The 14,909-nt window shown below is 58.6% G+C and carries 9 protein-coding genes; 6 read left to right on the top strand and 3 right to left on the bottom strand.

Translation table 11 applies throughout. The annotated features are described in order from the left end of the window. Window positions 1–309: 309 nt before the first annotated feature. The 5 genes from AC5S16_RS13355 (at window position 310) to bglX (ending at window position 12,132) form a co-directional block, all read left to right on the top strand. Window positions 310–1,581 carry an efflux RND transporter periplasmic adaptor subunit gene (locus AC5S16_RS13355; protein ID WP_493930567.1) on the top strand — a complete coding sequence of 424 codons (1,272 nt, stop codon included), beginning with the start codon at window positions 310–312 and terminating at the stop codon, window positions 1,579–1,581. Next, on the top strand, window positions 1,578–4,901 hold the full coding sequence (locus tag AC5S16_RS13350) for an efflux RND transporter permease subunit (RefSeq protein WP_493930566.1): 3,324 nt from the start codon (window positions 1,578–1,580) through the stop codon (window positions 4,899–4,901). Before AC5S16_RS13355 ends, AC5S16_RS13350 begins: the two co-directional genes overlap by 4 nt. Beyond that, window positions 4,898–8,056, top strand: coding sequence for an efflux RND transporter permease subunit (locus AC5S16_RS13345; protein WP_493930565.1), 3,159 nt, complete (start codon window positions 4,898–4,900; stop codon window positions 8,054–8,056). Before AC5S16_RS13350 ends, AC5S16_RS13345 begins: the two co-directional genes overlap by 4 nt. A gap of 8 nt (window positions 8,057–8,064) precedes the next feature. After that, on the top strand, window positions 8,065–9,594 hold the full coding sequence (locus tag AC5S16_RS13340) for an efflux transporter outer membrane subunit (protein ID WP_493930564.1): 1,530 nt from the start codon (window positions 8,065–8,067) through the stop codon (window positions 9,592–9,594). Window positions 9,595–9,777: 183 nt separating this feature from the next. After that, on the top strand, window positions 9,778–12,132 hold the full coding sequence (gene bglX / locus AC5S16_RS13335; protein ID WP_493930563.1) for a beta-glucosidase BglX: 2,355 nt from the start codon (window positions 9,778–9,780) through the stop codon (window positions 12,130–12,132). A 243-nt stretch (window positions 12,133–12,375) separates the two neighbouring features. Here bglX and phoU read toward each other — a convergent pair whose 3' ends face one another. From phoU to AC5S16_RS13320, 3 genes are all read right to left on the bottom strand, one after another. Continuing rightward, the gene (gene phoU / locus AC5S16_RS13330; protein ID WP_493930562.1) at window positions 12,376–13,047 is read right to left on the bottom strand and encodes a phosphate signaling complex protein PhoU; all 672 of its coding nucleotides are present in this window, start codon (window positions 13,045–13,047) and stop codon (window positions 12,376–12,378) included. 66 nt (window positions 13,048–13,113) lie between these two features. Beyond that, on the bottom strand, window positions 13,114–13,347 hold the full coding sequence (locus AC5S16_RS13325; RefSeq protein WP_493930561.1) for a PGPGW domain-containing protein: 234 nt from the start codon (window positions 13,345–13,347) through the stop codon (window positions 13,114–13,116). Window positions 13,348–13,387: 40 nt separating this feature from the next. Then, window positions 13,388–14,152 carry a phenylalanine 4-monooxygenase gene (locus AC5S16_RS13320; protein ID WP_493930560.1) on the bottom strand — a complete coding sequence of 255 codons (765 nt, stop codon included), beginning with the start codon at window positions 14,150–14,152 and terminating at the stop codon, window positions 13,388–13,390. Window positions 14,153–14,305: 153 nt separating this feature from the next. Between AC5S16_RS13320 and AC5S16_RS13315 the strand changes: the two genes are divergently transcribed. Further along, entirely contained in the window at window positions 14,306–14,908 is a 603-nt protein-coding gene (locus AC5S16_RS13315) for a DUF6338 family protein (protein ID WP_493930559.1), read from the top strand. Window position 14,909 lies beyond the last annotated feature (1 nt).

Raw genomic sequence — 14,909 nt, 5'->3', positions numbered from 1 at the left:
TGATAGCCATCGCTTTATTTACGTATTCCATTCGGAAATCAGCTCGATGAAATCACTTCATGGTCGTTGCAACTATTTATGCAGTTGAACCGTCGCATAAGTGAGCGTCCTGCAGAAGCGGGGCCCCTTGGTTTTTGCTTCATGCTGCTCCGCCTGCCCGACGTATCTTCTGACCCCAGGTCCGATACCTTAGGCTTTACTAAAATCTATTGTGACGGTGATAAACTCCGGAATGGTTTCGCTTTCGGGATTATCCCTCAGCATACGAACAGGTTTTCTAAATCCATCACTGACTGACAAATTTACAAAATGACTCAGCCACCGTCTGCTTCTGTTGTCACACCGGACCCGCAACCGCCGTCACAAACGCCTGCTTCCACGCGGAAACCGCGCCGTTTATGGGTCTGGGCGATCATACTCCTGCTTTTCGGGCTCCTGTTCTATTGGGTTATCAACCAGCACAATCAGCCTCAGCAGGGTGGCGGTGGTGGAGCTCATGGTGGTGGCGGCGGCCGCCGCGGCATGATGCAGGGGCCCGCCTCGGTGGTTCCCGCGACCGCGAAACAGGGCAGTATCGGCGTCTATCTCGATGCCATTGGCACTGTCACTCCGGTCTATACCGCATCCATCACGGCTCAGGCTACCGGTGTCATCACCGCTGTGCACTATCGTGAAGGACAGCTCGTGCGTAAGGGCGATCCGCTGATCGACCTTGACGCGCGCCAATATGAAGCACAGCTTGCCCAGGCCGAAGGCGCGCTCGAACGCGACCGGGCTCTTCTCGCGCAGGCGCAGATGGACCTCGATCGCTACAGGCAGGCCTGGTCGAACAATGCCATCCCGCGCCAGCAGCTTGAGGACCAGGAAAAAATCGTCCTGCAGGATCAAGGCACGGTAAAAAATGATGAAGGCCAGGTGAAATACGACCAGGTGCAGGTGGCCTATTGCCACATCACTTCGCCAATTACCGGACGTGTGGGCCTTCGCCTCGTCGACCCGGGAAACCTGGTAACGTCAAGCGGCACGACACCGCTCGTGGTCATCACCCAGTCTCAGCCCATCACCGTTATCTTTACCGTGGCTGAAGACAGCCTCTCCCAAGTCATCGATGAAATGCGTCACGGCAACAGGCTGTCCGTGGAAGCATGGGACCGCGATCAGCAGAAGCTTCTTGGAACCGGCAAGCTGGCCACTATAGACAATCAGATCGACACCACCACCGGCACCGTGAAGCTGCGTTCGGACTTCGACAACCGGAACAATGTCCTCTTCCCCAATCAGTTCGTCAATACGCGCCTTCTGGTAAGAACACTCGATAACCAGGTCCTCATTCCTTCATCGGCCATCCAGCACAATGGCGACACGGCATTCGTTTATCTCATCCAGGACAAGAAAGCCGTAATGCGCACCGTAAAGCCCGGAGTATCCGACAAGGGCAACACGGCAGTTGAAGGCATTCAGGCAGGCGATGTGGTAGCCAACAGCAGCTTTGAAAAGCTGCAGAACGGCTCGTCGATCGTGATCTCTAAAGTTGCCATACAGACAACCTCCTCGACCGACGAAGGCCCCGAGGCGCCATGAATCCGTCCCGCCCATTTATTCTGCGGCCAGTCGCTACCTCGCTGCTGATGGCGGCCATCCTGCTGGCGGGCATTGTCGCCTTCACTCAACTGCCGATTTCCGCCTTGCCGGAGGTCGACTATCCCACCATCCAGGTGCTCACCTTCTATCCGGGCGCAAGTCCGGATGTGATGGCGACCACCGTGACTGCCCCGCTCGAACGCCAGTTTGGCGAAATGCAGGGCCTCAGCCAGATGACCTCGACCAGCGCCGGCGGCGTGTCGGTCATCGTTCTCCAGTTCAACCTCACTCTCGCGCTTGATGTCGCTGAAGAAGAGGTGCAGTCGTCCATCAACGCGTCGCAGAGCTTCCTGCCCTCCAACCTGCCGACGCCGCCGATTTACAGCAAGACCAATCCGGCCGACGCGCCGGTTCTGACCCTGGCCATCACTTCGGATACGATCCCGCTCTCGCAGGTCGAAGACATGGTCGATACCCGCCTCGCTCCCAAGCTCTCCCAGATGAGCGGTGTGGGGTTGGTCAGCATCAGCGGCGGCCAGAAACCCGCAGTCCGTATTCAGGCTAATCCCGTCCAGCTCTCCTCCTACGGCCTCAACATGGAGGACCTGCGCACTGCTCTGACTCAGGCCAGCGTCAATGCCGCCAAGGGCAACTTTGACGGACCGCGCCAGGACTACCAGATCGACGCCAACGATCAGATCACCGAGGCAGAGGGCTACAAGAATGTCGTCGTTGCCTACCGCAACGGCGCGCCTGTCTTCGTCAAAGATGTCGCCAACGTCGTCAACGGCGTCGAAAACTCGAAGCAGGCTGCGTGGATCAACCAGAAGCCTGCCGTCATTCTGAACATTCAGCGTCAGCCGGGCGCCAACACCATTAATGTCGTCAATGGCATCCGGAAAATTCTGCCGCAGCTTGAGACCAATCTTCCGGCGTCAGTACAAGTCCAGACGGTCACTGACCTGACCACCAGCATTCAGGCATCGATCAAGGATGTCGAATTCGAGCTGATGCTCACCATCGGGCTGGTGGTGCTGGTCATCTTCCTCTTCCTGCGCAATCTGTACGCCACCATCATTCCCAGTGTCGCCGTGCCGCTCTCTCTGGTCGGCACCTTCGCTGTCATGTACGCCCTGGGCTACAGCCTCGACAACCTCTCTCTCATGGCGCTCACCATCTCCACCGGATTCGTCGTGGATGACGCCATCGTCATGATCGAGAATATTTCGCGCTATCTCGAAGAGGGCATGCCTCCCATGAAGGCCGCCCTCACCGGCGCCGGGCAGATCGGTTTCACCATCGTTTCGCTGACCGTCTCGCTCATCGCCGTGCTCATCCCCCTTCTGTTCATGGGTGATGTCGTAGGCCGCCTCTTCCGCGAATTCGCCGTCACGCTCGCAGTCACCATCGTGATCTCGGCGGTCGTTTCACTGACGCTGACTCCGATGATGTGTTCGCGCATTCTGAGGCATAATCCGGAGTCGCAGCAGACGAAATTTTACCGCGTCTCTGAGCGTGTCTTCGAGCGCATGATCGCCTTCTATGGACGCACGCTGAAGGTCGTCCTCCGTTATCAGACCATCACGCTGCTGGTTGCGCTGGGGACGCTCGCCCTGACCATCTTCCTTTACATCATCATTCCCAAAGGCTTCTTCCCGGTGCAGGATACCGGCGTCATCCAGGGCATCTCGCAGGCAAATCAGTCGATTTCCTTCAGCGCCATGACGGAGAAGCAGAAGCAGCTCGCCGATGTGATCCTCAAGGACCCGGCAGTTCAGTCTCTGTCTTCCTTCATCGGAGCCGACGGAATCAACACCACCCTCAACAGCGGCCGCATCTCCATCAACCTCAAACCGCTCGAGGACCGCGATCGGAGCGCCGCCGACGTGATCCGCAGGCTGCAGAAGAACCTCGATCAGGTGCAGGGGATCCACCTCTACATGCAGCCGGTCCAGAACATCACAGTCGATGACCGCGTCACCCGCACACAATATCAATTCACGCTGGAAGACCCCGACTCCAACGAGCTCAATGCATGGACCGACAAGTTTGTCGCCGAGCTCAAGAAGCTTCCTGAGCTTGAAGACGTGGCCACCGATCAGCAGACCGGCGCAAGCGCCGTATCGCTCATCATCGACCGCGCCACTGCGTCGCGCATGGGTATTACGCCTACCACTATCAACAACACTCTCTATGACGCATATGGGCAGCGCCAGATCAACACGCTCTACACGCAGCTGAACCAGTACCACGTCATTCTCGAAGCTGCTCCGCAGTGGGCGCAGCATCCGGACAACCTGGGCAACCTCTTCGTGCAGTCCGGCGCCTCCTCAGGTGTAAGCGGCGCCTCCGCGGCTGCATCGTTCTCCTCATCGGCGTCGCCTGCAGCAGGTTCGAATGCGCTTACCACATCAGTACGCTATACCCCGTCTTCAGGCGTAAAGACTTCTCCAAACACCGTGCTTTCCGGAGCCACAAGCGCCCAGTCGAACACAACATCTTCGTCCAGCGCAGCGTCTGCCGTGCCGCTCAACGCATTCACGCGTGCGTCTATGATTACCGAACCGCTCGCCATCAACCATCAGGGCCAGTTCCCTTCGGTAACAGTCTCGTTTAACCTCGCGCCTAGCGCGTCTCTCGGAACCGCAATCGACAAGATTGATAAGGCCGCTGCGGACATGCACTTCCCTGCCAGCCTTCAAGCCGACTTCCAGGGAACAGCCGCGTCCTTCAGAAACTCGCTTTCCAATGAAGCCCTCCTGATTCTCGCCGCGTTGGTTACCGTCTACATCGTGCTCGGTGTTCTTTACGAGAGCTTCATTCATCCCGTCACGATTCTCTCCACGCTGCCCTCTGCCGGGGTCGGTGCGCTGCTCGCGCTCATGCTCTTCGGCCAGGACCTGAGCGTTGTCGCCATCATCGGCATCATCCTGCTCATCGGCATCGTCAAGAAGAACGGCATCATGATCGTGGACTTCGCGCTCGAAGCTGAGCGCGACCATGGCAAGAATTCCACTGACGCCATCTACGAAGCCAGCCTGCTGCGCTTCCGCCCCATCATGATGACAACGATGGCCGCGCTCCTCGGCGGGATTCCTCTCGCCTTTGGCAGCGGCCTCGGATCGGAACTGCGCCGTCCGCTCGGCATCGCCATGGTGGGCGGTCTGCTGCTCAGTCAGATACTTACTCTCTACACCACGCCGGTCATCTACATCTTCTTTGACCGGATAGCTCAGAAACTCACCGGCAAACGCCCATCGGAACGTTCGGACACTCCGGTGTCCACGGATGGTTCATCGCCCGCGCTGGAGCAGTCATGAGCCTCTCATGGACATTCATCCAGCGGCCTGTAGGCACCACGCTGCTCACCATCGCCGTGGCCATGGTTGGCATCGTCGCATTTCTTGTGCTACCCGTGTCCCCGCTGCCCCAGGTGGATTTCCCCACCGTCAGCGTCTCCGCCAGCCTCCCCGGAGCGAGCGCGCAGATCATGGCAGCCTCTGTCGCCACTCCGCTCGAGCGGCAGCTCGGCCACATCGCCGGCATCTCGGAGATGACTTCTTCGAGCTCGCTCAGCAGCACGAACGTCACGCTTCAGTTCGACCTCAGCCGTAACATCGACGGCGCCGCGCGCGACGTGCAGGCCGCAATCAATGCGGCGCGCACCTATCTGCCCGCGAATCTTCCATCGAATCCGTCGTATCGCAAAGTCAATCCTGCTGACTCGCCCATCATGATCCTCGGTCTTACGTCAGAGAAATACGACGTCACCAAGCTTTATGATCTGTGTTCCACCATCCTGCAGCAGAAGCTCTCGCAGATTCAGGGTGTCGGCCAGGTAGGCGTCGGCGGCGGCGCAACGCCTTCCGTGCGCGTTGAAGTCAATCCTAATAAGCTCCAGAGCTTCGGCCTGACGCTGGGTAATGTCCAGACCGTGCTCAGCGCTCAGAACACCCACGAGCCGCGCGGCCAGCTTTCCGATGGCGCTGTTACCGCCGACATCATCACCAACGACCAGATTTCGCAGGCCGATGAATACAAGCCGTTGATCGTCGGCTATCACAATGGCGTAGCTGTTCACCTCTCTGATGTCGCCGACGTTGTCAACTCCACCCAGAACCTTCGCACCGCCGGATACATGGATGGAACACGCGCCGTCTTCGTCATCGTATTCCGCCAGCCGGGCGCAAACATCATCCAGACCGTCGACCGCATCCGCGCCCAGTTACCGTTCCTCGAGGCGGTCATGCCCAAAGGCATCCACACCACCATCGTGCTCGACCGCACCACCACCATCCGCGCCTCTGTCAACGATGTCGAGCGGACTCTGGTCGGCTCCATCGTGCTCGTCGTTCTGGTGGTCTTCGTTTTTCTGCGCAGCCCGCGCGCCACGCTCATCCCCAGCGTTGCCGTTCCCGTGTCGCTCATCGGCACCTTCGCTGTGATGTACCTGCTGGACTACAGCCTCGATAATCTTTCGCTGATGGCGCTCACCGTCGCCACCGGCTTCGTTGTCGACGACGCCATCGTCGTCATGGAAAACATCACCCGCCATCTCGAAAGCGGCATGTCTCCGCTGAACGCCGCGCTGGTCGGGGCGCAGGAGATCGGCTTCACCGTCTTTTCCATCAGCATGTCGCTGATCGCCGTCTTCATTCCCATCCTGATGATGGGCGGCATCGTCGGACGCCTCTTCCGTGAGTTTGCCGTCACGCTTTCCACCGCCATCATCGTCTCGATGGTCATATCGCTGACCACCACTCCAGCCATGTGCGCGCATCTGTTGAAAGCGCACAATCCGGAAAAAGAGCAGAAACACAACTGGTTCTACCGCACGAGTGAGAGCTTCTTTAACTGGATGCTCTCGATCTACCGCCACTCGCTCGAATGGGTGCTCGACAATCCTGCTCTCACCTTGATCGTGCTCGGGCTCACCATCGCTCTCAACGTGGTTGTGATCGTCCGCATTCCCAAGGGCTTCTTCCCGCAGCAGGACACGGGCGCCGTAGTAGGTGGCGTGCAGGGACCGCAGGATGCATCTTTCCCCTTTATGAACTTCTCCATCCTGCAACTCATGAAGATCATCAAGGCCGACCCCGCCGTGGCCCATGCCAACGCCTACACCGGCGGCCAGGGCTCAAGCAATGGCGGATTTATCTACGTTGCCCTCAAGCCGCTGGAAGAGCGCAAGGTCAGCGCCATGGATGTCATCAATCGCCTGCGTCCCAAAATGAACCGCCTGCCCGTAGCCTCGGCCTTTCTCCAGCCCTCGCAGGACCTCCGCATCGGCGGCCGCGGCGGCAACGCTCTCTATCAGTACACCATTCAGTCCGACAACATTCCGGATCTCTTCCACTGGGGACCGATCCTGCTCGAGAACATGCGGAAGCTGCCTGGACTGCAGGACGTGAATACCGACCAGCAGAATGGCGGTCTCCAGGCGATGCTCAATTTTGATCGTGTCACCGGAGCCCGCCTCGGCCAGACCGCGCAGTCCTTCGACCAGTCGCTTTACCAGGCCTTCGGCCAGCAGGAAGTCTCCGTCATCTACACGCAGCTCAATCAGTACTACGTAGTGATGGAAGTCGCCCCGCAGTACTGGCAGGACCCCTCCGCGCTCAACAATATTTACTTCACGCCGACCGGCGGCACTTCGACAACAAGCTCAGGCACAACTCCAAACGCGGGCCTCAACACCATCTCGCCGCTGCGCACCATCATGAAGCCGCAGATCGGCACGACCCCGCTGCAGGTGAACCACACCGGCCTCTTCCCGTCCGTCACCGTGTCCTTTAACATGGCGAACGGCATGTCGCTGAGCCAGGCCACACAGGAAATTACAGAGATGGAGACTCGCCTGGGCATGCCCGCCACTGTGCGCGGATTCTTTGCCGGAACAGCGCAGGCCTACCAGCAGTCTCTCGCCTCGGAACCGGTGCTGGTCACCACAGCTCTGCTGGCCGTCTACATCGTGCTCGGCATTCTCTATGAGAGCCTCGTGCACCCGCTCACCATCATCTCCACTCTGCCTTCCGCCAGCGTCGGAGCCATGCTCGCGCTCATGCTCTTCCACATGGACCTGAACGTCATCTCGATCATCGGCATCATCCTGCTGATCGGCATCGTGAAGAAGAACGCCATCATGATGATCGACTTCGCTCTCATGGCCGAGCGCGAGGAAGGCAAGAACACCCGCGACGCCATCTTTGAAGCCTGCATGCTGCGCTTCCGTCCTATTCTCATGACCACCATGGCCGCCATCTGTGGCGCGCTGCCTCTGGCCTTCGGTACCGGAACAGGCTCCGAACTGCGCCGCCCTCTGGGCATTACCATCGTCGGCGGCCTGCTGATGAGCCAGTTGCTTACGCTCTACACCACGCCGGTTATCTATCTGGCGATGGACCGCTGGCGTCTCCGCGTCATGGGCAAGCACCACGATACCTTCCGCTCCGAAGCAGGAGAAGCCGCCTCATAAGGATTTGTATGATTACGCTCGAACATCCAACCCGAATCAAAACGTCCTTCGCCGCAGGTGCGCTGTCTCTCGTCGCCCTCCTCGCCGGCTGCCGCGTTGGCCCGGCCTACCATGCGCCCGCGCCGCCAGCCATTGCCGCGCCCAATTACAAGGAATCGACCGTCAACTTCCAGGACGCCGAAGGCTGGAAAGTCGCGAGTCCCCAGGACGCGATGATCCGCGGCAAGTGGTGGGAAATTTTCAACGAGCCCGAGCTCAACGCGCTCGAAGAGCAGCTCAACGTCAATAACGAGAACATCAAGATCGCCTTCCAGAACTTCATGGAAGCGCGCACCCTCATCGCTCAGGCGCGTGCGCAGTACTGGCCTACTATCACCGCGAATCCTTCGTGGAGCCGCTCGAGGAGCTCCTCCAACCTGCGTAATTCCAGCACCGCTAACACCGGCCAGACCAGCACCCTGTGGTCCGCGCCTCTCGACGTCTCCTGGGTTCCGGACTTCTGGGGCAAGATTCGCAACCAGGTACACGAGGCCCAGTATGCCGCTCAGGTCAGCGCTGCCGATCTTGAGAACGAGAAGCTCACCGAGCAGGCCTCGCTTGCCCAGTTCTACTTCGAGATTCGCGGACAGGACCAGCTTCAGGTCATCCTGAACGATACCGTCACCTACGATCAGAAGACCCTCGACATCGCGCAAGGGGCCTACAATTCCGGCACGGGCGATTACATCTCCGTAGTCGAGGCGCGCACCGCACTGCAGTCCGCCCAGTCTTCCGCCATCAATGTAGGTCTGGCGCGCGCGCAATATGAGCATGCGATCGCCGTGCTGCTCGGCAAAATAGCAACCGACTTCTCCATCCCGGTAAAGCCGATGATCTACACCGCGCCGCCGATTCCCACCGGCGTGCCTTCTCAGCTCGTCGAGCGCCGTCCGGACATCGCCGCTGCTGAGCGTACCCTTGCCCAGTCAAACGCCGAGATCGGCATTGGCTATGGAGCATTCTTCCCGCAGGTCACTCTTTCTGCTACCGGAGGATTTGAAAGCTCGCTCTTCAAGCATCTCTTCGACTGGCCCAGCCGCTTCTGGTCCATCGGCCCCTCGGCATCGCAGATCGTCTTCGACGGCGGTCTCTATCGCGCGGCTCTGCATCAATATGAGGCGGTCTACAATGCCAACCTCGCCACCTATCGCCAGACCACTCTGACTGCCTTCCAGCAGGTCGAGGACGCTCTGTCCGGCACCCGCATCAACTCGCAGCAGATTCTGCGCCAGCAGGAAGCCGTGAAATCGTCGCGGGAATTTCTCACTCTGGAAACGCACCGCTACGACACCGGCATCGATCCTTATGTCGACGTGCTCACCGCTCAGACAACGCTCTTGAGCAACCAGGTCACGCTGAATACCCTGCAGGTACAGGAAATGATTTCCGCCGTGCAGCTCGTGCAGGCCCTCGGCGGAGGATGGGACAAATCACAACTCCCGACACCGCAACAAGTCAGCGCCAAGACCCCGGCCTCCGACTACAAAATCCAGCAGTAACTGTCCTGGCCTGAGTGGGATCGGATTTGAAGAGGTAGAAGCCCCGGGCTTCAGCCCGGGGAAATAAATGCCTGCAGGAAAAGGGCCTTTAGGCCCGGACTTCTCCCTGCCATCAGGCAAAAGATCCCGGAAAAAAATAAAATGCCATAAGAGCCACCGCATCTGACTCTACAGGAGAACGTCTTGCACTTTTCGCTTCTTCGCAGTATGGCTGCACTGGGAACATGCGCCGCGTTTTTCATGACTTCCGCCACCGCGCAAAACAGCCGTCGTAGCACTACTCCACCCTCGAATACCCAGCTTGCCGCCCCTGCTATCGAACGCCGCGTCGACGAGCTCCTGAAAAAGATGACGCTCGACGAGAAGCTCGGCCAGCTCGTCCAGTACAACGATGCCGGATACGCCTCCGCAACCGCCGCGCAGCTCGCCGCAAACCCTGAAGCGCGCACCAAGGTCGACGCCATGCAGCTGGCTACGGAAGGAAAACTCGGCTCCATGCTCAACACCGTTGGGGCCGAGCACACCAACTCCTTCCAGCGCGCCGCTGTCGAAAAAAGCCGCCTGCACATTCCTCTGCTCTTCGGCGCGGATATCATCCACGGCTACCGCACCATCTATCCGCAGCCGCTGGGACTCGGCGCTTCCTTCGATCCCGGGCTGGTAACCGAGCTCTGCCACATGTCCGCCGAAGAAGCGACCACCGCGGGCATTCGCTGGTTCTATTCGCCCATGGTCGACATCTCGCGTGACGCGCGCTGGGGCCGCACTACGGAAGGCGCCGGTGAAGACCCCTATCTCGGCGCAGCCATGGCAGCCGCCTACATCCACGGCTACCAGCAGGACGACCTTTCGAAGCCCGACAGCGTCGCCGCCAGCGTCAAGCACTTCGCCGCCTACGGAGCCGCAGAAGCCGGCCGCGAATACAACACCACCGACATGTCGGAGATCCGTCTGCGGCAGATCTATCTGCCTCCGTATGAAGCAGCCGTGAAGGCAGGCGCGGCCACCATCATGTCCGCCTTCAACGCGCTCAACGGCACGCCCTCCTCCGCCAATTCATTCCTGATGCAGAAAATTCTCCGCGATGAATGGGGCTTCAACGGCTTCGTCGTCAGCGACTACACCGCCGTCATGGAGCTCGAAAATCACGGCATCGCGCTCGGCCCCAAAGATGCAACGCGCAAAGCATTTCTCGCCGGCGTCGACGTCGATATGATGTCGCACTACTACGACACAGAATTGCCTGAGCTGATCCGCACCGGCCAGGTCCCCATGTCTGCTGTCGATGAAGCTGTCCGCCGCGTGCTGCGCGTCAAGTTCGCGCTCGGCCTCTTCGAGCATCCCTACGCGCGCGGAACAGAAGTCGCCGCCGCTGTCCCGGAGCACCGCCCGCTGGTGCGCCGCGCAGCGGAAGAGTCTTTAGTCCTTCTGAAGAACGGTGATCACGAATCCCCCGTGCTGCCGCTTACGCAGCAGGCGCACAAGATCGCGCTCATCGGCCCGCTCGCTGATAACCCCGGCGAGATGATGGGCTCATGGAGCGGTGGGCCGGAGCTCAAAGATGTAATCACCATCCGGCACGCACTCGAAGACCGCGCCAAACAGTATGGCGGAACAATTCTCTACGCCAAGGGCACAGACATTCTGGGAACCTCCGACTCAGGCTTTGCCGAAGCCGTGCAGGCCGCGAAGCAATCAGACGTCGCAGTGCTCGCATTAGGGGAAAGCGGCGCGATGAGCGGTGAAGCCGGTTCGCGTGCGCACCTCGATCTTCCCGGCAACCAGCAGCAGTTGCTCGAAGCCGTCGTCGCAACCGGACGCCCCGTCGTGCTGCTCGTCTTCTCCGGACGCCCGCTCGTCCTCACCTGGTCCGCGCAGCACGTCGCTGCCATCGTAGAGGCATGGTTCCCGGGAACCGAAGCCGGCTCCGCCATCGCCAACGTTCTCTATGGAGACGTCTCGCCCAGCGGCAAGCTGCCCATCAGCTTCCCCTTCGCCGTAGGCCAGGAACCGATTTACTATAACCAGTTCCCCACCGGACGCCCGCCGACGGGCATCGACCTCACGCAGCCTCCTGGCGGCAACTCGCGCTTCTTTTCCCGCTATATCGACGTGCCCAATGCCCCACTCTACCCCTTCGGCTTCGGATTGAGCTACACCAGCTTCGCTTACGGCAAGGTGACGCTGTCGCGTCCATCGCTGCCTCTGCATGAAGCCAATCGCCAGGATGCCCGCAAGCTGATAACTGCAACCACAACAGTTACAAATACCGGCAAGCGCGAAGCAACCGAGGTCGTGCAATGCTACGTTCGCATTCTTGGAGCAAGTGTCGAACAGCCTGTGCGCAATCTGAAAGGATTCTCCAGAGTCGCCCTGAAGCCGGGCGAATCAAAGACCATCACCTTCGACCTGGGCTTCCCGGAACTGTCTTTCTATAACGAAGCAGCAAAGCCAGTCATCGAGCCTACAAACTATACCATCTGGATCGGCGGCAGCTCACAGGCCACCGAAAGCGCCGACTTCAAGGTGGTTCAGTAACCAACCCGAAATTGTCATCCTGAGCGAAGCGTGCGCAGCACGCGAGTCGAAGGACCCGCAGGAACAAGAAGAGGCCTGTTCAACCTGAGTCGAAACGTTCCTGCGAATCGTTGCGGAGCAACGACCGCAGTTCGCCTCGGTAGCTATAACGATAAGGATTGCCCCACGTCCCTCTAAGTGAAGTAAAGGATGACGTGGTAGGTTCACAGGATCATGCAATAGCGCAGGTAGAAACGAAGAAGCTCAATCCACCGCGGCACTCAACTGGTGCCGCACATCCGCTCCGCGCACCCAGAAAATCACATCCATCGCAATATTCGTCGCATGGTCGGCAATACGCTCAAGGTTGCGAGAAACAATAATGGCCTGCAGAGCCTGCGGGCTCAGCTCCGGATGTGCCTCGATAAACTTCATCAGCTCTTCATGAGCGATACGGTTCATGCGGTCGATCTCGTCATCCATCGCCAGCACTGATTCAGCGATCTGCGCATCCGCATCGAGCAGTGACTGCAGCGCAGTCCGGATCATGCGTGCCGCGCAGCTCCGCATCACTTCAATGTCAATCGGCAGGTCAACCGGATCAGTTTCAATCGATTCCGCAGCGCGGACGGCGATGCTCATCGCCTGGTCGCCAATGCGTTCCAGGTCGCCATTGATCTTGATGACCGCCAGGATAAAGCGCAGGTCGATGGCCATCGGCTGCTCTTTGGCGAGCAGATCGTAGGCCATTTCATCCAGTTCCCGCTCCGCCGAGTTGATCGCCTTCTCGTTATCGCGCACAAACTGGCACAGGCCAAGGTCGCGCTGCAGGTAGGCATCGACCGACGCTTCCAGGGCCTGCTGCGAAAGCGCCGCCATCGCCAGAATCTTGTCTTTCAATTCAGCCAGCTGCTGCTGGAAGTGGATGCGGGGCAAGGACTTCCCTCCAAAATTCCAGTATGCAACAGATATGTGACAATCCTGCGAAAAGTTATCGCAGCATCAGACTTCTTCCCGCGTTGGAACGCTCGCGGGTTTCTTCCTGCGCACCTTCTCGAGCAGCCAGTCGCGCAGCCTCGCCGCCCATGGGCTGTCCACTGCCAGCAGCCCCAGTCCGGCAAACAGGAACGGAATCCCCGGCAGAATCGGCAGAATGCAGCCAAGAACACCGGCCACCAGGCATGCATACCCGGTAACCTGCCGCAGAATCACCCAGCCCGGACCTTTGCCGTTCATCCGCATGTCTTTTAGATTCCCTCAGGCAGGTTTTGGATAGCTATGCCATCAGCCGCCGCTCCGCCTCCTGCGCCGCCTCATAGATCTGATCAAACGACTCAACGGCATACAGCACCTTCTGCATCTCCGACACCAGAAACTCCTGGCTCATTACCTGGTCGAGATTGAAGTCGCGAATCTCCGGCCCGCCGCCCGATACATGGTTGATCACATGCGTCGATTCCCCATGTGATGAGACCAGCCCGCTGCCATACAGCTTGATCTCACCCTTCTGCCGGATCACGCCAAACTCCACCGTAAACCAGAAGAGCCGCCCCATGCGTTCGAGCTTGTCCTTGTCATGCATCAGCCCCGCGCAGACGCGTCCATACTGCTGCAGGAAATCTGCAAACACCGGATGCGCATGCATCGGCACATGCCCGAAGACGTCATGAAAGATATCGGGCTCCGGCGTGTACTCGATCGACTCGCGCGTGCGCAGATATGTCGTCGTAGGAAACTGCCGCGCCGCCAGCATCTCAAAGAAAGCATCCGGCGGCAGAAAACCGCTCACCGGAGTCGCATTCCATCCCGTGCGCGCCCCCAGCCGCTTGTTCACTTCCGCCAGATTCGGAATCGTATCCTCGCGCAGCCCGATCTGCTCGAAGCCATCCAGATACTCCTCGCACGCATGCTTTCTCAGCTGAGGCATGCGCCGCCGCACCAGCTCCGCCCACACCGAGTGCTGCTCCGGCGTATAGGCATTCCAGTCCTGCTGGATCAGATAAGGTTCGGCAACCTGCAGACGCATTGTAGAAGGGCTCATGACGCAATACTCCAAAACTCTTGAGCATCGCACCAGACAACAGGCATGTCAATGGTCATAGATTTGTAAGTTATCCAGGGTAAAAACCCATTGGTAACCATCTCAATCATTTAATCTCTTCGCTTTGCAAGCCTTTCTGATTAGAGTGCTTTCATGAAGCTTGATAGCCTGCAAGCAATTCTCTGGACATTTACATTTCTCCTGCCTGGGTTCGTTTGGTCCGCTGTATATGCCACCTTAATTCCTCGGAGAGCAGACACAGAAAATATTCGATTCCTGGAATTCTTTACATTGAGCAGCATCAACAATGCATTTTGGTCTTGGTTAATTTATCTCTGCTATCGCAAGAAGTTTTACGAGACTCATGAAGCCATCGCTGCTTCCATTATTTTCTTAATTGTTTTTCTTTCTCCTGCGATTGCGGCTTTTCTAACAGCACAATTTCGCCAGCGTGGCTGGAGTGCTCGATTTATTGACTGGCTTGGTTTTCATGCAGCCCGCCATACAACTACCGCCTGGGACTACAAGCTCTCTGAAACAGGCCCCGTATGGGTAAATGTCACGATGAAGGACGGAGGCCGCGTCTATGGTTTATTTGGTATTAACTCGTTCGCTGGGGATGCAGGAGAGACCGGTGACTTGTATCTTGAGAAAACCATAAACCCGTCGGGTGAAAATCCTTCGGAAGACGGTCCAAAACGAGGCATATGGATCGCGGCTGATCAAATAGCTATAATCGAGTTTGTGGAGGGTTGAT

The sequence above is a fragment of the Acidobacterium sp. FHG110202_01 genome (genome assembly GCF_059115305.1).
The sequence above is the reverse complement of the archived record's forward strand: the minus strand, read 5'-3'. Positions and strand labels throughout refer to the sequence as shown.